Source organism: Dactylosporangium sp. NPDC049742 (assembly GCF_040674675.1).
Lineage (GTDB): Bacteria > Actinomycetota > Actinomycetes > Mycobacteriales > Micromonosporaceae > Dactylosporangium > Dactylosporangium maewongense.
In genome coordinates this window covers 36,891-53,246 of the sequence record NZ_JBFANF010000048.1, presented here as the reverse complement: position 1 = coordinate 53,246, position 16,356 = coordinate 36,891, and the positions used below count along the sequence as shown (strand labels likewise).

The following is a 16,356-nucleotide window of genomic DNA, read 5'->3' as shown; positions in this document are numbered from 1 at the left end:
TTCGGTGGTCAGACGGAAGCCGGCTCGTCGCGGAGGAAGTAGTTGATGTCGGCGGTGACCGCCTGGATGAACCGGTCCGGTGACCCGGCGCCGGTGTCGGTGAGGCGGTCGTTGCGCTGCCGCACGGCCGCGGAGAACGGCAGCTCGCCGGTGCGGCGGTAGCGGATCGCGCCGGTCGCGTCGCGGGCCGGCACGACCAGCGACCGGGCGTGGACGCTCGCGCTGAACGGCACGTCGAGCCGCCCCGCCGCGAACGCCCCGGCGACCCCGGCCGGCACGTCGCCGTCCTGCAGCACCGGGTCGACCAGCTCCGCGACCTCCCGCTGCAGCCACGACATCTCCTCGTCGATGCGGGCCTCGTCCAGCGCCACGAAGTCCAGCAGCTCCGAGGTGCCCATCAGGGCGGTACGGATGCCCAGGGCGTTGGCGTCGGCGTCGGGGATCCCGTACGCCTCCTGGTTGGTCTTGTTGATGATCTTGTCGGCGCCGCCGAGCCGGGCGACCAGGCCGCCGTAGAGGATCAGGGCGTCGGCGGTGCCCCGGCCGCGCGGGAACACCCCCATGAACTCGTGCAGCACCGGGTGCACCGCGACGTGCGGCGGCAGGTACCGCGCGGCGAGCGCACGGATGCTGCGCAGCGCGGCCACGTCCTGGTGCACCTCGCCGCCCTGCGGGTAGGCGATCGACAGGCAGCGCACCCCTTCCCGCACCGCGGCGATCGCCTCCAGCAGCGTGCAGGCGAGGCTGATCGACGGCGGCACCAGGACCGCGGTCAGGGTGCCGAACAGCTCCCGGTCGACGATCACGCCGTCGTCGGCGAGCGCCCCGCAGACCGCGTCGACCTGCCGCCACGCCTCCATCGACGTCGCGAACGGCACGTCCTTGCAGTAGGGCACGTTGTACCCGATGCCGCCGCCCTCGAAGGAGGTGAACCCGGCCGCCAGGGCCACCGCGAACAGGTCCCGGGCGTCCGGCGAGCCGTGCCGGACCTCCAGCGGCACGCCGACGGCGTCCAGCAGCTGCCGGCCGCGCCGCCAGCCGTGCACGGTGAGCGGGTAGCCGTTGAGGTCCGCCGGCGCCTCCCGCAGCGCCTGCGCGGCCCGGTCGAACTGCTTGAGCCGGGTGTACGAGTCGATCGTGACCGTCAGCATGCCCGGCCCGGCCGGCTCGAGGCGGCGCAGCAGCTCCAGCATCTCCTCGTGGCCGCCGACCCCGCATCGGGGCTGCGCGATCGGCCGGCCGGTGCGGTGTGCGGCGCGCAGCGCGTCGGCGGCCCGCGGCCGGGTGGAGGTGCGCAGCGCGTCGACGGTGTCCCGCCACTGTGGCAGGTCTGCGGCGGTGGACCGGTCGATGCGCATCCCGGCCCACTCGACGGTCTCAGACACCGGCCGCCACCCTCCCAGCGGTCGCGGCCTCGCGGATCAGGTCGAGCACCATCGGCAGCTCGAACGGGTTCTCGAGGATGTGGTCGACGCCGAGGCCCCGCAGCCGTTCGATGCCGCCGGCGGACTTGTGGCTGCCGACGGTCAGGTTCCCGCCGAGCACGACCGGGCAGCGCAGCCGTCCCGCGGCCCGCAGCGCGGGCAGGTCGGCGAGGTCGGCGTAGGCGTGGCCGTTGAGGCTGCCGATGACGACCGCCTCGGCGGTGGGGTTGGCCTCCAGGGCCGCGGCGAAGTCGGCCAGGGGCGTGCAGACGCCCAGATTGACGACGGTGAAGCCGTGCTCGCGCAGCTGCATCGCGATGAGATGGTTGGCCACAGCGTGGGCGTCGCTGTGTGCCACGCCGAGAATGACGAGTCGCTGCATGGTTCGCTCCTTTGGGAATCCTCTGGGGACAGTCAGTCGTCGAAGGCGGCGAACAGCTCGCGGTCGCTCGCCTCGGCCAGCCGCGCCCGGTCGAACTCGTCCGGGTCGGCCAGCGACAGGGACTCGAAGACCAGGTCGATCGCGGGCACCATGCCCCAGATCTCGCGGTACGGCGGCCACCCCTGGTGGCCCGTCAGCACGTCGTCCTGGCGGGCGAAGATGTAGTTCGCCCAGTCGCGGGTCATCGGCCGCCGGTGGTGGAAGTCGTGGCACACCGTGTCGCCGGTGAGCACGAGGTACCGGCTGGGCAGGTGCACCAGCAGCATCCGCGTCCACCAGCGGGCCCAGGCGCGCAGCCGGGCACCGCCGCGCAGGCCGGCCGCGGGCACCGGCTCGCCGATGCAGATGGCGTTGGTGAGGCTCGCGAAGTACACCTTGCCGCGGCGGGACTCGACGTCCCGGCCGGGGAACGTGTGCTTGACGCACAACCGCAGCGTGTTGCTGACCTGGAAGAACAGGGTCATCGGCAGCACCCAGCCGAGCAGCAGCAGCGCCCAGCCGTCCAGCAGGGTCGCCGCCACGGCCAGCCCCGCGTACCAGGCGACGGTGAGCGCCCGTTCGAGCGGGCTGGCGGCGTGGGCGTAGGAGCGCACCCGCGCCCACAGGAACCGCGCGTGGAACACCGGCGAGACGAGCTTGCCCAGCACCCGCCGCCACATCTGCTGGCGGGTCATGCCGGGGCGCAGCTCCAGGCTCACCAGGAACGCCTGCACGGTCGGGTCCCGCAGCGTCATGTGGTGCAGCGCGTGGTGGTCGGCGACGTGCTCGGTGCTGTACCGCTCGAACTCCTGCACCATCAGCAGACCGGCGATCATCTTGCCCAGCACCCGGTCCGGCCCGCGCCTGGCCCACATGTTGCGGTGGGCGCACTGGTGGAACATCATCATCCGCTGGTTGCGGGCGCCGTGCAGGGTGCTCGCCCAGCCCGGCAGCAGCAGCCACAGCCACCACCCGCCGAGGGCCAGCGCCGCCCCGCTCAGCGCCAGACCGGCCGCCATGGAGGCCAGCGCCGCGATCAGGTGGGCAGTGGGCGTCAGCTGCAGCCGGCGTTGTCCCGTGTACGGGCGGCCGGTGAGCATCGTCAGCGGCAGCTGCAGCACGCCCGGCAGGCGCCGCATCCCGTCACGGACGCTGTTGTCCGCGGAGTCCGTGGTCGCGAACCGCCGTTCGGGCGCCGAGGTCGCGACGGTGTCCGGCGATGGCCGGTGCACGGTGGCGGTCATCGCTCACGCCCCCTCGCGGCCGGAACGCTCGTCCGCGACCGCCACGATGCCGGCCAGGATCTCGTCGATCTCCTGCGGTGTCGTGGCCGGGTTCAGCACCATGATCTTCAGGAACACCGGCTGGCTGCCGTCGGCGCGGCGGACCCTGGTGCGGGCCAGCAGCACCACCCCGCGGTCCATCAGCTCCCGGCGCAGCGCACCGTTGAACGCGTCGAGCCGGGCGTCGTCGCCGTCGGCGCCGGCCGGCAGGTACCGGAACAGCACGGTGCTCAGCGACGGCTCGGCGGCCAGCTCCAGCCGCGGATGCGCGGCAACCTGGCCGGCGGCGTACCGGGCAAGGTCGTGGCAGCCGTCGACCATCTCGGCCATACCCGCGCGGCCCAGCGCGCCCATCGTCACGGCGATCTTGAACGCCTCGGCCCGGCGGGTCGCCTGCACCGACTGCCCGTACAGGCCGATGTAACCGGCGGCCTTGTCGTCGTCGGCGTTCAGCGTCGTGGTCGTCTGCCCGGACAGCGGCGCCAGGTGCGCCGCGTCGGACACCAGGAAGATGCCCGAGGTCGCCGGGGTCCAGCCGAACTTGTGCAGGTCCAGCGTCACCGAGTCGGCCCGCTCGAGGCCGGCCAGCCGCCCGCGCAGCCGCGGCGAGAACAGGGCGCCGCCGCCGTACGCCGCGTCGGCGTGCAGCCACACGCCCCACCGCCCGCACACGTCGGCCAGGGCGGGCAGGTCGTCGACCCAGCCCTGGTCGGTGGAGCCGACGCAGGCGATCGCCGCGATCGGCACGGCGTCGTCGGGCAGGTTCTCCAGCGTGCGCTGCAGCTGCGACGGGTCGAGCCGGCCGAGCGCGTCGCTGGGCACCCGCACGATCGCCTGCTCGCCGATGCCGGTGATCCCGACCGCCTTGCCGATGGAGAAGTGGGTCGCGTCGGTGGCCAGCACGACCGGCCGGCGGCCCGTCCCGCCGAGGCCGTCGAAGAACGGCACCACCCCGGACTCGCGGCGCATCACGCTGTCCCGGGCGGTCAGGATCGCCATGAGGTTGGAGATGCTGCCGCCGGCGGTGATCGTGCCGCCGGCCGCCGGGCCGTAGCCGACGACGTCGCAGAGGTTGCGGATGACGTACCGCTCCAGCTCCAGCGCCCACGGCCCGGCCTCCCAGGCGTGCAGCGACTGGTTGAGCACGCCGAGGACGAGCTCGGCGGCGGCCGCGACCGGGGTCGGCGGGCACTGCATGCGGGCCACTGCGGCGGGGTGGCTGATGTCGACGGACCAGGTCGCGAACTCGCGCACGAACCGCCGGAACGTCTCGACCGGGTCGCCCGGCTCCTCGGGCAGCAGCGGCCCGGCGAGCAGCCGCCCGGCGGCCTCACGTACGGCGGCGGGCCCGCCCGCGGTGACCGGGCCGGGCCGGGCGCTGGTCACCTCCCGCAGGGTGTCGAGTGCCACCCCGGTGAGCACCTCGACCAGCTGCAGCCCTTCGATGCTCCCGGCGGGCGGGAGCTGCGCCGTCGTGCGGCGGGCGGGCTGTTCGACGATCGTCATCTGCCATCTCCTCGCGTCGGCTGTCTGTCGCGTTGTCGCGTAGTCGCGTGTTTCGGCGTCATTCGCGTGTTCGCGTCGTTCGCAAGGAGGTTGTGCCCGCGCCCTATTCGGCCGGTTATCCCGCGGCTATCCGGCGGGGCGGCACGACGGCGAAGGCGCGGCGAAAGCGAAACGATAGCGGCCCGGGTAGAACCGGTGCGACCGCAGTCCGCACCACGTGAGGAGAGCCCCGATGATTCGTCGGTTCGCAGTGACCGCCGCCGCGCTGGTCGCCGTCCTGCCGGCCGCCGCCGTCGTGCGCGGCCCCGGCCAGGTCCGGGCGGAGACGGGCTGGAGCAGTCCGGCCGTCGCCGTCGTCGGTCACCCGCGGTAGCGGGCGGCACGGGCAGTGCGCCCCCTGGATCCGGTCCGGATCAGGGGGCGTCTTCGTGCAGGTCGCGCAGTGCCTGGGCGGCCCGGGCGTGCCAGCCGCGGGCCCCGAGCTGGTCGAAGATCTCCAGCGCCGCGGCCAGCTGCGCGGACGCCTCGCCGGGCTCGCGGTCGGGCAGCCGGGCCAGCTCGTACAGCGCCTGCCCCTCCACGACGGGCTCGGCGACCCGCTGGGCCACCTGCACGGCCCGCTGCAGCGTCGCCCGGGCCCGCGCGATCCGCCCGGCCCTCGCGTGCACCGTGCCGAGACCGTGCAGGGCGTGCGCCTCACCGGTACGGTCGGCGGCGCTGCGGACCAGGTGCAGCACCTGCTCGAAGGCCTGGGCGGCCCGGCCGAGATCGCCGGTGTCGAGGTACACCTCGCCGACGCGGTGCAGCACCTGCGCCTCCACCCGCCGCACCCCGACCGACCGGCAGATGCTCAGCGCCTCCTCGACCAGCTCCCGGGCCTCGTCGGGGGCGCCCTGGCTGAGCCGGACCCGGGCCAGGTTGGACAGCACGTGGGCCTCCGCGACCAGGTCGCCGGCCCGCCGCAGGGCGGTCAGCGCCGCCCGGTAGCCGTCCAGGGCCGCCGTCGCGTCGCCGCGCAGCCGGTCCAGGTAGGCGAGGTTGCGCCGGACCAGCGCGGCGGCGTGCGGGTCGTCGACGCTGTCGAGCAGCCGCAGCGCCTGCCGCAGCTTCGGCTCGGCCCGGTCCGGGTTGCGCAGGAACATGTGCATGGTGCCGAGGGAGTGCAGCGTGACCGCCTCGCCGCGGCGGTCGCCGGCCCGGCGGGCGGCGTGCAGCGCGATGCCGGCGGTCTCGGCCCACTCGTCGTAGTACGCCCGCGTCTCGAACAGCGTGACCAGGGTGAACGCCAGGTCCCAGCAGTGCTCGGTGAGCCCCGCGTCGCCGGCGAGGCGGACCGCGGCGACGAGGTTGAGCCGCTCCAGCTCGAGCCACTCCATCGGGCGGGCCAGCATCGGCCCGGTCACCGGGTCGGGCAACGGCCAGCGCGGCGCGGTGCCGTGCACGATGGTGTAGTCGCCGCCGTACTCGCGGCGGTGCGCCAGCTCCGCGGCGGTGAGCCAGCCCGCGACGACCCGCCGGACGAGCTCGTCGCGGACGCCGTCGGGCTCCTCGGTGGCGAGCAGCTCCCGCGCGAAGGCGCGCACGAGGTCGTGGAAGCGGTACCGCACGGCGCCGGTCGTCTCGTCGGCGTGCGCCTCCAGCAGGCGGACGTCCACCAGCCGCTCCAGCGAGTCCTCGACGACGTCGTGCCCGGCCTCCAGCAGCGGCATCGCGATCCAGGCGGGGAAGTCGTCGCCGGGCAGCACGCTGAGCCGGCGCAGCAGCCGCCGGGTCTCCGGCGGCAGGCTGTCGTAGCTCAGCCGCAGCGTGCCGCGGACACACAGGTCCCGGTGGACGAGCTCGTCGAGCAGCTGGGCCTCGTCCCGCAGCCGGCTGACCAGCCGCTCGACCCGCCAGTGCGGCCGGGACGCCAGCCGGGCGCCGGCGATCCGCAAGGCCAGCGGGAGGTGCCCGCACAGCGCGGCGAGCTCGTCGGCCTCGTCGGGCTCGGCGAGGACGCGCGGCCCGACGATGCTGTACAGCAGCGACGCGCTCTGCCGGCCGGACAGCACCTGCACGTCGAACTGGTGCGAGCCCGGCAGGGCCGTCAGCCGCACCCGGGACGTGACGATCGCCGCGGAGCCGGCCGCGTTGACCAGCAGCGGCAGCACCTGCGTCTCGTCGGCGGCGTTGTCCAGCAGCACCAGCACCCGCCGCCCGGCGAGCAGGCTGCGGAACTGGGCGACGCGCTCGCTGACGCTCTCCGGGATGGCCGGGCCGCTGGTGCCCAGCGCCCGCAGGAACTGCGCCAGGACCTCCGGCACCCGTTCCCAGCCGGGCCGCCCGCCGAGGTTCGCGTACAGCTGCCCGTCGGGGAACTGGTCGGCGAGGCCGTGCGCGGCGTGCACCGCGACGCTGGTCTTGCCGACGCCGCCCGGGCCGCTGATCGCCACCACCGGTGAGCTGCCCGGCTGCTGCGGGTCGTCCCGGCGCGCCGTCAGCGCCGCCTGGATCTCCTCGACGAGCTTCTCGCGGCCGGTGAAGTCGGCGACGTCCATCGGCAGCTGCCGCGGCGGCCCGGGCGCCCCGGCGGGTGTGCGCAGCGCCGCGACCGGACCGGCGGTCGGCGGCAGGTCCAGCGCCGGATCCTGGGTGAGGATCGCCCGCTCCAGCCGTTGCAGCTCCGGCCCGGGATCGGCGCCGAGCCGCTCCACCAGCAGCTGCCGGGCCCGCCGGTACACCTGCAGCGCCTCGGCCTGACGGTCACACCGGTACAGCGCGAGCATGAGATGCGCGTGGATGCGCTCCCGCAGCGGGTGCACCACCGCCAGCCGCTCCAGCTCGCTGAGCAGCTCCTCGTGCCGGCCCGTGGCCAGCTCCAGCCGGATCCGCTCCTCGACCGCGGTGTCGCGGGCCTCCTCCAGCTGCCGCCGCCACGCCTCGGCCGGCTCGCCCGGGATCCCGGGCAGCGCCGGGCCGAACCACATGGCCTCCGCGGCGCGCAGCTGCTCCAGCGCCTCCTCGGTGAACCCTTCCCGGGCCAGCCGGCGACCCTCGTCGACGAACTGGCCGAACCGGTGGGCGTCGATCTCCTCGGGCGCCATCCGCAGCTGGTACCCGCCGGTGCGGGTGATCACGGCCGAAGCGCGACCCGCCTCGGCGAGCGTCCGGCGCAGTTGCGAGACGCAGATCTGGATCTGCGACCGGGCCGTCGGTGGCGGCTCGGGCCACACCGCCTCGATGAGGTCGGCGACCGGCACGACGAGGCCGCTGTTGACCGCCAGGCAGGCCAGCACCGTGCCGCTGCGGGTGCTGGAGATGGTCCATCGCCGGCCTTCGTGGACGACCTCCATCGGCCCCAGCACCCGCAGCTCCATCGGACTCCAACTTCAGGCTCCCGAGCGTCGACGGCGGCATCACCGCAACGATATCGAAGCATAACTATCAGTAGCCAGAGTCGCATCAACCATGACTGTCGATTCCTGATGGCCGGGGGAGCTTTCCGTCAAAGGCAACACACCGGTAACGGCGCGGTCATCTGCCGCGACCGGGGTCGTCGTCCGGCTGCTTCTTCAGGGGGCCATCCGGTCGCTCCCGCGGGTCGTGTTCCGGGTGCTCCCTTTCCGGGTGCTCCCTTTCCGGGTGCTCCCTTTCCGGGTGCTCCCGCAGGTGTTGCAGGGCGATGACGGCGCCGACCAGCACGACGCCGCCGGCGATCTGCATCGCGGTCAGCCGCTGGCTCAGCCACCACCAGGCGAGCACCGCGCTGAACACCGGCTCCAGCGAGATGTTCACGGCGCCGGCCTGTGCGCCGACCCGTGCCGTGCCCCACGCGTACAGCAGGAACGGCACCAACGTGCCCAGCACCCCGACGAACACGATCCCCGGCCACTGGTCGCCGTGCCGGGTGATGCCGGGCGCGCCGCCCGGCGCCAGCACCGCCAGCCACACCACGCTGGACACGGCGAAGGCGTACACGTTGGCGCGCAGCGCGCCGTGCGCGCGCGTCGCCGCGCTGCCGAGCACCGAGAACGCCGCGACGCCCGCCGCCGTGGCCAGGCCGAAGCCGATGCCGACCAGGTCCAGCTGCCCCCAGGAGGTCTCCGGCAGCCGCACGACCAGCGCCACGCCGAGCAGCGCCGCGGCGAGGCCGAGGGTGAGGGGCAGGCTCATCCGCCGCCGCCCGAGCACGATCAGCCAGCCCACCACGAGGGCCGGGGCCAGGTTCTGCAGCACCATCGCCACCGCGACCGGCAGGTGCTGGATCGCCAGGAACAGGCAGCCGTTGGCCACCGCCACCGACACGCCGAACCCGACGGTCACGGCCCAGCCGGCCCGCTCCGGCGCCGCCTGCCGGTCCTGCCGGTCCTGCCGGCGGGTGGCGCGACCGGCGGCGACCAGCAGCGCCAGCCCGGCGAGGGTGATGAACGTGCGGGTCGCGACGAGTTCGAGGGGGTCGACGCCGGCGTCGAAGAGGCGGCTGGCGACGGTCCCGCCGAACCCCCACAGCGCCGCCGCCACGACCACCGCCGCGTAACCCGCCAGCCGGCCCTGCCCGCGCCGGGCCGGCTCGGGCCCGCGTGCCGCCGCGACCGTGACCGGAGGGCTCGATGAGGTCTGCGCTGCCATGGCGTCACTCCGTCCGCACCTCGATGATGTAACCTTTAAAACAGTTTACCGGTTACCGGAGGCGACGCAATGAAACCACAGGAGGCACCCGGAGCCCTGGAGATCGTGCGGTCCTTCGCCAACACGCTCGACCTGGAGCACGGCACCGACCAGCTCGCCGACGCCGCGGGCCTCGCCGCGTGGTGCCGGCAGCACCTGCCCGAGGTGTCGCATCCCGCCCTGAGCGAGGCCGTAGCACTGCGCACGGCGCTGCGCGACGCGATCGACGGCGACCCGGCCGCCCTGGACGCGATCGCCGCCGCCCAGCCACTGCGGCTGCGCCTCGGCGGCCAGTCCGCGCGGCTCACGGCGGGGGAGGACGCCACCGACCCGCTCGCCGCCCGGCTGCTGGCGGTCGTGGCGGTCGCCGCCTTCGACGGCACCTGGGAGCGGCTCAAGCTATGCCCCGCCGAGGACTGCCGCTGGGCCTTCTACGACCACGCCCGCAACCGCAAGGGTGTCTGGTGCCAGATGTCGGAGTGCGGCAACCGGCGCAAGGTCCGCGACTTCCGCGCCCGCCGCCGCGCCGACCTCACCCCATGACCGGCGCAAGGTGGGCGAGGTCCCGCGCCCACCTTGCGCTGTCCTCGCCGCGGGTTCGCGTCCGTCCTTACCCCGTGATCCGCCGGGCGCGGAGCAGCTCGGCCGCGCAGCCGGTGAAGCCGGCGGTCGCCGCCGCCCACGCGGCGGTGCCCACCACGGAGTCCAGCGGCAGGTAGGCGCCGAGCAGCGCGACAGCGGAGGTGTCCAGCACCGTCGCCGCCGCCCACCGTGGCACGGACCGGCCCACCAGGAGCTGGCCGAGTCGCGCACCAGGGTCGTCGAGGCCGGCGGATGGGTTGCAGGTCGCCTCCCGCTCCGCCTATGTCTACGAACTCGTCGGCGACCGCTACGCGGATCTGGACATGCCGGAGCGGAGCATCCAGTGGTGGCAGGAGGCGGTCCGGATCCACGTCACCAGCGCCCGCGCCATCGCGACCTCGGCCGGCGCCCGGGAACTCGAAAGCCTTGCCGGCAAGCTGGCCGCGCTGGCCGCGAACGTGGCCCGGCGCCTGGCAGTCGAGGTCCGGGCAGAGGCCGCAGCCGGCGAGGCCCGGCTCCGCGAGGCCATCGCGGAGCTCGACGCCATGTGACCGCGTGTCAGCCGCGGCCCTCGATCAGGACCCGGCAGTCGATGGTGAGGTCGTCCACGTTGATGCCGACGGAGCCGCCCGAGGCGGACGCGGGCAAGGTGATCCTGATGATCACGTCGCGTGCCCCGTACTGGTAGAAGCCGGTGCCGACGTACGTCCACGCATTGGTCAGCGTCTTGTCGGTGAGGCTGATGTACGTGTAGTCCGGCCTGAGGACCTCCAGCCGGGCGGTCGGCGCGACCGCCGAGTTCCAGCGGCGCGCGGAGTAGCCGATCGAGCACCAGCCATAGTCCAGCGCGCCGAGGCGGACGGTGGTGTACAGGGTGGTCCAGCCGGTCGGGCCGTGGCCCAGGAGCACGCCGCCGCAGCCGGTCAGGGCCTGCGCGCACTGCCCCGTGTACCACTCGCCGGAGCCCTGGCCGACCAGGCCCCAGTACCAGGCGCCGTCGTCGCGGTTCTCGAAGCTCTGGTTGAGCTTGTACAGCGCGTGCGCCGGCGTGACCGACACGACGACGAGCCCGGCCGTCGCGAGCAGCACCGCCGCCAGCTGCCTGACCGCGAACCGCCGCAGCCGTTTCCCACGACCCATCACAGCGACCTCCATCCTCGGGTGCGCCGATCACATCACCGCGGTCCGCCCGGAGACAGGGTTCTCATGGACACGGCGACCGATACAGGCAGCGATACACGAGGCCGCTACGGCGCGGTGGCGCGCATCCAGGCGAGGCCGGCGGCACCGGTGCGGCCGCGACGACCCGCCTTCAGGGGCGCACGGTGCCGCTCGCCCAGGGTGGGCCGCCCGCGTGCGGGTAGAGCACCAGGTTGCCGTCGTCCTGCATCCACAGCGTGGCGTCGCCGCGTCCGCTGGTGCCGGACGCCCACAGCGGGCTGCCGGCGTGGTCGTAGAGGACCAGGTTGCCGTCGTGCTGGTTGGTCAGCCGGTACCCCTTGAGGCCGCCGCGCACCCAGTACGGCACGCCGCGGTCGTACATGACGAGATTGCCGTCGCCCTGCAGCCAGAGCGTGAAACGGCCGCCGCCGGAGAACAGGGCGGAGCCGCGGAACAGCGAGCGGCCCGGTGACAGGGCCGCCGGCCACGCGCCGCCGATGAGGGCGGTGCGCACGTCGGTGTACATCGGCTCCTTGGGGCTGCCGTCGGCGTCGCGCAGGCCGAAGTGGCACTCACCGTCGGCGGGGCTGTTCACGCACACCTGCGCGGTACGCGGGAGGTCCTGGAACGAGTACAGGAACAGCGGCCCGGTGTAGTCGCGCACCCGCCACGACCGGATGCCCTCCTCCAGGGCGTCGCGGACGAGCTCCGGCGCCACCGGCGCGCGGGAACCCGCGGTGGGGAAGCCGAACTCGGTGGCCCAGATCTTCTTCGCCGCGCCGCCGTGCCGGACCATCACGTCGCGCAGGTAGGCCAGGCCGCCGCAGGCGGCGTCGTCGGGGCCGAAGCCGGACCACCACCGGTACCAGTTCGCGGTGCACGGCTCCGGGGCGTACGTGGGCCGGTTGCCGCCGCCCCAGTCCGGGTACGGGTGGTACGCGACGGCGTCGAATGTGTCGCCGAAGCCGTGGTTGTAGGCCCATTCGAGCCAGTCGCCGGCCTCGTTGTCGTTGACCGTCTGGTTGTTCACGGTGACGACGTCGCCGAACGCGGAGCCGCCGGCCAGCACGACGCAGGACGGGCAGCCGGCCTTGACCTTCTGGTACGCGATCCGGGCCAGCTCCCAGTAGCGACGGGCCCGGACGTCGACGCTGTTGTCGCCGTAGTTGCCGAACGCCGTGATGTTGGGTTCGTTCCAGACCTCGTAGGCCTGCACCCGGTCACCGAAGTGCGCGACGGCGGCCTCGACGATGCCGGCCCAGGCGCGGTCGTCGGTCGGGAACCAGTTGCCGGGCCGGCCGCCGTTGGCCCAGCTCGTGCTGTAGTCGAGGATCAGCAGCACCCGCACGCCGCGCGCGGCGGCCGCGCCGACCAGCGCGTCGAGCCGGGCCCACTGGGGCGGGCACGTCGCGCAGGCCTGCACGTCGTCCCAGAAGAGATCGAGGCGCACGATCGGGGTCTTGGCGCCGACGTAGTCGTCCATCGCGGCGATCCGGGCGGCCGCACCGGTCTGGTCACCGCCGTCGATGAATCCGACGTCCTCGGCGGTGAACGTGTAACTCGGCGCCGCCTGGGCGGGCGCCGGGCTCATGAGCGCGCCCAGCAGCGCGCCGACGAGCAAGATTCTCCCCGTTGTCATTCGATCGATGCTAACAAGATTTTCCGGCCGGGCCGTGTGGAAGTTTCGCCAGCGCGCCCAGGTCAACGCGGCGCGCGGGCCGGCCACCGTTGACGGCCGGCTGCGGGCGGCGCAAGCGTGTGCGCCATGACGAAGAGGCTCGCCGTACTCGGTGCCGCCGGCGCGTGCGCCGCCCTGCTCGTGGCGTACCTGCAGCTGCCCTCCGCCGAGGCGACGGTACCGCCGCCGGCCACGCCGGTGACCGGCAACGCGACGTACTTCGACGGGCTCGGCTCGCCGTACGGTGGCTGCGGGCTGCCGCAGGCGGAGCTGGAGACGCAGGACTTCGTCGCGCTGAACGTCTTCGACACCCCCGGCGACGGCAGCTACAACACCCGGCCGGTGCCACCCGCGATGGCCGACAAGATGGGCGTGTGGGACAACGGCCGCAACTGCGGGCGCTGGGTCCAGGTGAAGATCGCCGACTACTGCACCGGCACCAACGACGGCGCCCTCGGCCAGCCGTTCTGCCGCAACGGATCCTGGACGTCCGACGCCTACAACGGCGGCGTGCTGAACATGCTGGTCGCCGACAGCTGCGCCGACACGAACGCCTGGTGCCGCGACGACCCGTACCACCTGGACCTGTCCAAGGCGTCGCTGAACCGCTTCTCGAAGAACGGCTCCACCCTCGGCGACCTGTACCCGAACCATTGGAACAACCGGCACGTCGCCTGGAACTTCATCCCGGCGCCCGCCTACTCCGGCGACATCCAGATCGGCTTCCTCAGCGGCGCGCAGCGCTGGTGGCCGGCGATCGCCGTCTCCCGCCTCCCCAACGGCATCCACGGCGTCGAGTACTACGCCGACGGCGCCTGGCGGGCGGCCCAGCCCAACGGCGACATGGGCCAGTCGTTCGTGATCGGCGGCACCACCTCCGGCGGCACCCAGTTCCGCATCCGGGTCAGGGACGCGGCCGACGCACCGCTGTTCGGCGGCCGCGAGTACAGCTTCGCCCTGCCGGACACCTGCTCGGCCCAGTGCGGCTCGGCGTACACCAAGGCGACGTACACCACGACGGGCGCGTCACCGTCGGTCTCGACTTCCGTCTCGGTCTCACCGTCGGTCTCGGTCTCGCCGTCCAGGTCGGTGTCCCCGTCGGCCTCGCGGTCACCTTCCTCGTCTGCTTCTGGGTCTCCTTCTGGGTCTGCCTCAGGGTCCGCCGGTGGTTGCACCGCGACCGTCGCCGTCACCGGCTCGTGGAACGACGGCTACCAGGCCGAGGTGACCGTCCGCAACACCGGCACCACCGCATCGACCGGCTGGACCACGGCGTTCACGTTCCCCGGCACCCAACGCATCGCCAGCTCCTGGAACGCCGTCACCACCCAGTCCGGCACCCGGGTCACCGCGACGAACCAGCCCTACAACGCCGTCATCCCACCCGCCGGCACCACCAGCTGGGGCATGGTCGTCACCGGCCAGAACCAGCCCGTGACCGCCCTCACCTGCACGCTCAGGTAACCACCAGCCCGCACATGGCCGCAGCGGTGCCAGTGAGCGGAGAGCCATCGAAGAGTGTGCACGTATAGCGTCTGGCTCCATCGACTCGAGGATGGTGGAGCTTGTTCAGACGTAGCAGCTTCGGCGTCGTGGCGACCGTGGCCATGGCGTTGTCGATCGCCCTGGGTGCGGCGCCTGCGGGCGCCTCGCCGAATGTCGTGTACTACCAGTTCAGGGGCTGGGCCGAGAATGTCAGGACCTGGTGCGTCGACATTCAGGCCGAGACGGCCGGCAACGTGCGCGCCAATGTCCAGACCTACCGGTGCCGGGCGGCGTCCGAGCAGCCGCAGGTGCAGTACCAGGCGTTCAGCCAGGAGGGCTTCGCCGGGCAGCCCGACAACAACCGGCGGTTCCGCAACAAGGCCACGAACAAGTGCCTGACCTACAACGTCAACGGGATCGCGAGTCCGGGCTCCCCGTCCCGCGCCGTGTGGGCCGAGGCCTGCGGACAGGCCGGTCAGGGCTGGCGGCACCCCGCGAACCAGGAACAGTGGGAGGCCATCGAGTATCCCGGCATGTGCCTGGACACCGTGGACCCCAATGGCTTTTGGGGCACCGGGATCGACGTGTACCCGTGTAACCCGTACGGACAGTGGACGCGTTGGGCCATGGACTTTCTGAACATTCCGGACTGAGCGCGGCCGGTGACCTCAGGGGGCGCGGGAGCCGCGGGCGTGTTCCTGGGCGACGACGGCCTCCAGGTCGGGCAGGCGTTGCAGGCCCTTCAGCGGCTGGGCCATGCGGTGGTTGCCGGTCAGGGAATCGCGGGTGCGGTCGAGCAGCGCCCAGTAGCCGGCGGTGTACGGGCAGGCGTCGGGGCCGAGGCGGTGGCGGGGGTTGTAGCGGCAGCCGTGGCAGTAGTCGCTCATCCGGTCGAGGTACGCGCCGCCGGCCGCGTACGGCTTGGTGGTCATCGCGCCGCCGTCCGCGTACTGGCTCATGCCGATCACGTTGGCGGTCATGACCCACGCGTAGCCGTCGACGAAGCACCGGTGGAACCAGTCGGCGACCGCCGACGGGCGCCAGCCCCGCTGGAGCGCGTAGTTGCCCAGCACCATGAGCCGTGGGATGTGATGGACCCAGGCCCGGTCGCGGACGCCGGCGAGCACGTCGGCGAGGCACCGGGCCTGGACGGCGTCCGCGTCCAGCTCGGCGAACCACCGGGGCAGCGGCCGGGTCGCCCGCAGCGCGTTCGAGCGCGGGTAGCCGGCGCCGCGGTACCAGTACAGGTGCCAGACGTAGTCACGCCAGCCGATGATCTGCCGGGTGAAGCCCTCGACGCTGGCCGCCGGCGCGGCACCGGAGCGGTACGCCTGCTCGGCGGCGGCGACGACCTCCATCGGGTCGAGCAGGCCGAGGTTGAGCGACGACGACAGCGTGCTGCGCGCCATCCACGGGTCGCCGGCGAGCATCGCGTCCTCGTACGGGCCGAAGTCAGCCAGTCGATGCTCGATGAAGTGCCGCAGCCGGTCGAGCGCCTCGGCGCGGGTCGCCGGGAACAGTCGCGGGCCGTCCTGCCCGACGAACCGCACGCCGTCCGCCTGCCACGCGTCGAGGTCGCGCCGCACCTGCGCGTCGATGTCGTCCTCGTCCGGCATTGGCGGCTCCGGTACCGGCAGCGCCGGCTGACCCTTCGGCGCGGGTAGCCGATTGTCGGAGTCGTAGTTCCACCGGCCGCCGATCGGCTCGTCGGCGTCCATCAGCACGCCGAGCCGGGTCCGCGCGTCCCGGTAGAAGTCCTCCAGCCGGAGCGTGTGCCGGCCGTGCGCCCACGCCATGAACTCCTCCGGCGCGGTGGCGAACCCGCGCGGCGGCAGCACCTCGACCCGCGGGTGCCGGCGCAGCAGCTCGCGGGCGGGCCGGGAGGTCGGATGGCACGCGTCGATCGGCCCGTCGACGCGACGCAGCGCCGCACCGTACGTCTCGGCCTGGACGAACGTGGCCCGGCCCGCGAGCTCGGCGGCCCGGTGCCGGAGCGCGGTCAGGACCAGATGCGCCTTCTGCCGGTGGAACACCCTGCGGCGGAACACGGACTTCGCCTCGACGAGCAGCACCGGCTGCCGCGGGCCGTCGAGGAAGTGCGGCCCGAGCTGGTCGGCGAACAGCCAGCGCCGGCGCATCTAGTCCTCGAAGACGATCATGAGGTCTTCA

General features: G+C 73.3%; 15 protein-coding genes. 5 read left to right on the top strand and 10 right to left on the bottom strand.

Annotated features, from left to right (window positions below; translation table 11 throughout):
• Window positions 1–8: 8 nt before the first annotated feature.
• Genes AB0J72_RS41360 through AB0J72_RS41345 form a run of 4 tightly spaced genes read right to left on the bottom strand, consistent with a single transcriptional unit; the run spans window position 9 to window position 4,634 of the window.
• Complete coding sequence (locus AB0J72_RS41360; RefSeq protein WP_363409625.1) at window positions 9–1,385, bottom strand: methylaspartate mutase; 1,377 nt, start codon at window positions 1,383–1,385, stop codon at window positions 9–11.
• The gene (locus tag AB0J72_RS41355; protein WP_363409622.1) at window positions 1,378–1,806 is read right to left on the bottom strand and encodes a cobalamin-dependent protein; all 429 of its coding nucleotides are present in this window, start codon (window positions 1,804–1,806) and stop codon (window positions 1,378–1,380) included. The genes AB0J72_RS41360 and AB0J72_RS41355 overlap by 8 nt, the downstream gene beginning before the upstream one ends.
• A gap of 32 nt (window positions 1,807–1,838) precedes the next feature.
• Window positions 1,839–3,089, bottom strand: coding sequence for a fatty acid desaturase (locus tag AB0J72_RS41350; protein ID WP_363409619.1), 1,251 nt, complete (start codon window positions 3,087–3,089; stop codon window positions 1,839–1,841).
• 3 nt (window positions 3,090–3,092) lie between these two features.
• Window positions 3,093–4,634: a pyridoxal-dependent decarboxylase gene (locus AB0J72_RS41345; protein ID WP_363409615.1), complete on the bottom strand. Its 1,542-nt coding sequence runs from the start codon at window positions 4,632–4,634 to the stop codon at window positions 3,093–3,095.
• Between the two features lie 232 nt (window positions 4,635–4,866).
• Between AB0J72_RS41345 and AB0J72_RS41340 the strand changes: the two genes are divergently transcribed.
• Window positions 4,867–5,007 (top strand): hypothetical protein, encoded by a 141-nt coding sequence (locus AB0J72_RS41340; protein WP_363409612.1) that lies wholly within the window; start codon window positions 4,867–4,869, stop codon window positions 5,005–5,007.
• Window positions 5,008–5,047: 40 nt separating this feature from the next.
• On the opposite strand, the gene AB0J72_RS41335 is transcribed toward AB0J72_RS41340, so the two are convergent.
• A complete protein-coding gene (locus AB0J72_RS41335) occupies window positions 5,048–7,990 on the bottom strand; it encodes a BTAD domain-containing putative transcriptional regulator (RefSeq protein ID WP_363409609.1) in 2,943 nt (980 codons plus the stop codon).
• 157 nt (window positions 7,991–8,147) lie between these two features.
• On the bottom strand, window positions 8,148–9,242 hold the full coding sequence (locus AB0J72_RS41330) for a DMT family transporter (protein WP_363409606.1): 1,095 nt from the start codon (window positions 9,240–9,242) through the stop codon (window positions 8,148–8,150).
• A gap of 69 nt (window positions 9,243–9,311) precedes the next feature.
• Here AB0J72_RS41330 and AB0J72_RS41325 point away from each other — a divergent pair, with 69 nt between their 5' ends.
• Entirely contained in the window at window positions 9,312–9,824 is a 513-nt protein-coding gene (locus AB0J72_RS41325) for a CGNR zinc finger domain-containing protein (protein ID WP_363409603.1), read from the top strand.
• A gap of 67 nt (window positions 9,825–9,891) precedes the next feature.
• Here AB0J72_RS41325 and AB0J72_RS41320 read toward each other — a convergent pair whose 3' ends face one another.
• Window positions 9,892–10,059, bottom strand: a complete 168-nt coding sequence (locus tag AB0J72_RS41320) for a hypothetical protein (RefSeq protein WP_363409600.1) — start codon at window positions 10,057–10,059, stop codon at window positions 9,892–9,894.
• A gap of 61 nt (window positions 10,060–10,120) precedes the next feature.
• Here AB0J72_RS41320 and AB0J72_RS41315 point away from each other — a divergent pair, with 61 nt between their 5' ends.
• Complete coding sequence (locus tag AB0J72_RS41315) at window positions 10,121–10,414, top strand: hypothetical protein (RefSeq protein ID WP_363409597.1); 294 nt, start codon at window positions 10,121–10,123, stop codon at window positions 10,412–10,414.
• A 7-nt stretch (window positions 10,415–10,421) separates the two neighbouring features.
• Here the strand turns inward: AB0J72_RS41315 and AB0J72_RS41310 are convergent, their stop codons facing one another.
• The gene (locus tag AB0J72_RS41310) at window positions 10,422–11,003 is read right to left on the bottom strand and encodes a hypothetical protein (protein ID WP_363409594.1); all 582 of its coding nucleotides are present in this window, start codon (window positions 11,001–11,003) and stop codon (window positions 10,422–10,424) included.
• A 172-nt stretch (window positions 11,004–11,175) separates the two neighbouring features.
• Entirely contained in the window at window positions 11,176–12,663 is a 1,488-nt protein-coding gene (locus AB0J72_RS41305) for a hypothetical protein (protein WP_363409591.1), read from the bottom strand.
• A 126-nt stretch (window positions 12,664–12,789) separates the two neighbouring features.
• Here AB0J72_RS41305 and AB0J72_RS41300 point away from each other — a divergent pair, with 126 nt between their 5' ends.
• Both AB0J72_RS41300 and AB0J72_RS41295 read left to right on the top strand, forming a co-directional pair.
• Window positions 12,790–14,166 carry a cellulose binding domain-containing protein gene (locus AB0J72_RS41300; protein ID WP_363409588.1) on the top strand — a complete coding sequence of 459 codons (1,377 nt, stop codon included), beginning with the start codon at window positions 12,790–12,792 and terminating at the stop codon, window positions 14,164–14,166.
• A 128-nt stretch (window positions 14,167–14,294) separates the two neighbouring features.
• Window positions 14,295–14,840 carry a hypothetical protein gene (locus AB0J72_RS41295; protein WP_363409585.1) on the top strand — a complete coding sequence of 182 codons (546 nt, stop codon included), beginning with the start codon at window positions 14,295–14,297 and terminating at the stop codon, window positions 14,838–14,840.
• Between the two features lie 15 nt (window positions 14,841–14,855).
• On the opposite strand, the gene AB0J72_RS41290 is transcribed toward AB0J72_RS41295, so the two are convergent.
• Entirely contained in the window at window positions 14,856–16,325 is a 1,470-nt protein-coding gene (locus AB0J72_RS41290; RefSeq protein WP_363409582.1) for a cryptochrome/photolyase family protein, read from the bottom strand.
• Between the last annotated feature and the right edge of the window lie 31 nt (window positions 16,326–16,356).

What these genes read in the sequence shown, in the direction of transcription:
- AB0J72_RS41300 (WP_363409588.1), top strand. Translation starts at nt 12,790, where the DNA reads ATGACGAAGAGGCTCGCCGTACTCGGTGCCGCCGGCGCGTGCGCCGCC.
- AB0J72_RS41325 (WP_363409603.1), top strand. Translation starts at nt 9,312, where the DNA reads ATGAAACCACAGGAGGCACCCGGAGCCCTGGAGATCGTGCGGTCCTTC.
- AB0J72_RS41335 (WP_363409609.1), bottom strand. Translation starts at nt 7,990, where the DNA reads ATGGAGCTGCGGGTGCTGGGGCCGATGGAGGTCGTCCACGAAGGCCGG.
- AB0J72_RS41290 (WP_363409582.1), bottom strand. Translation starts at nt 16,325, where the DNA reads ATGCGCCGGCGCTGGCTGTTCGCCGACCAGCTCGGGCCGCACTTCCTC.
- AB0J72_RS41345 (WP_363409615.1), bottom strand. Translation starts at nt 4,634, where the DNA reads ATGACGATCGTCGAACAGCCCGCCCGCCGCACGACGGCGCAGCTCCCG.
- AB0J72_RS41305 (WP_363409591.1), bottom strand. Translation starts at nt 12,663, where the DNA reads ATGACAACGGGGAGAATCTTGCTCGTCGGCGCGCTGCTGGGCGCGCTC.
- AB0J72_RS41310 (WP_363409594.1), bottom strand. Translation starts at nt 11,003, where the DNA reads ATGGGTCGTGGGAAACGGCTGCGGCGGTTCGCGGTCAGGCAGCTGGCG.
- AB0J72_RS41340 (WP_363409612.1), top strand. Translation starts at nt 4,867, where the DNA reads ATGATTCGTCGGTTCGCAGTGACCGCCGCCGCGCTGGTCGCCGTCCTG.
- AB0J72_RS41355 (WP_363409622.1), bottom strand. Translation starts at nt 1,806, where the DNA reads ATGCAGCGACTCGTCATTCTCGGCGTGGCACACAGCGACGCCCACGCT.
- AB0J72_RS41350 (WP_363409619.1), bottom strand. Translation starts at nt 3,089, where the DNA reads ATGACCGCCACCGTGCACCGGCCATCGCCGGACACCGTCGCGACCTCG.
- AB0J72_RS41330 (WP_363409606.1), bottom strand. Translation starts at nt 9,242, where the DNA reads ATGGCAGCGCAGACCTCATCGAGCCCTCCGGTCACGGTCGCGGCGGCA.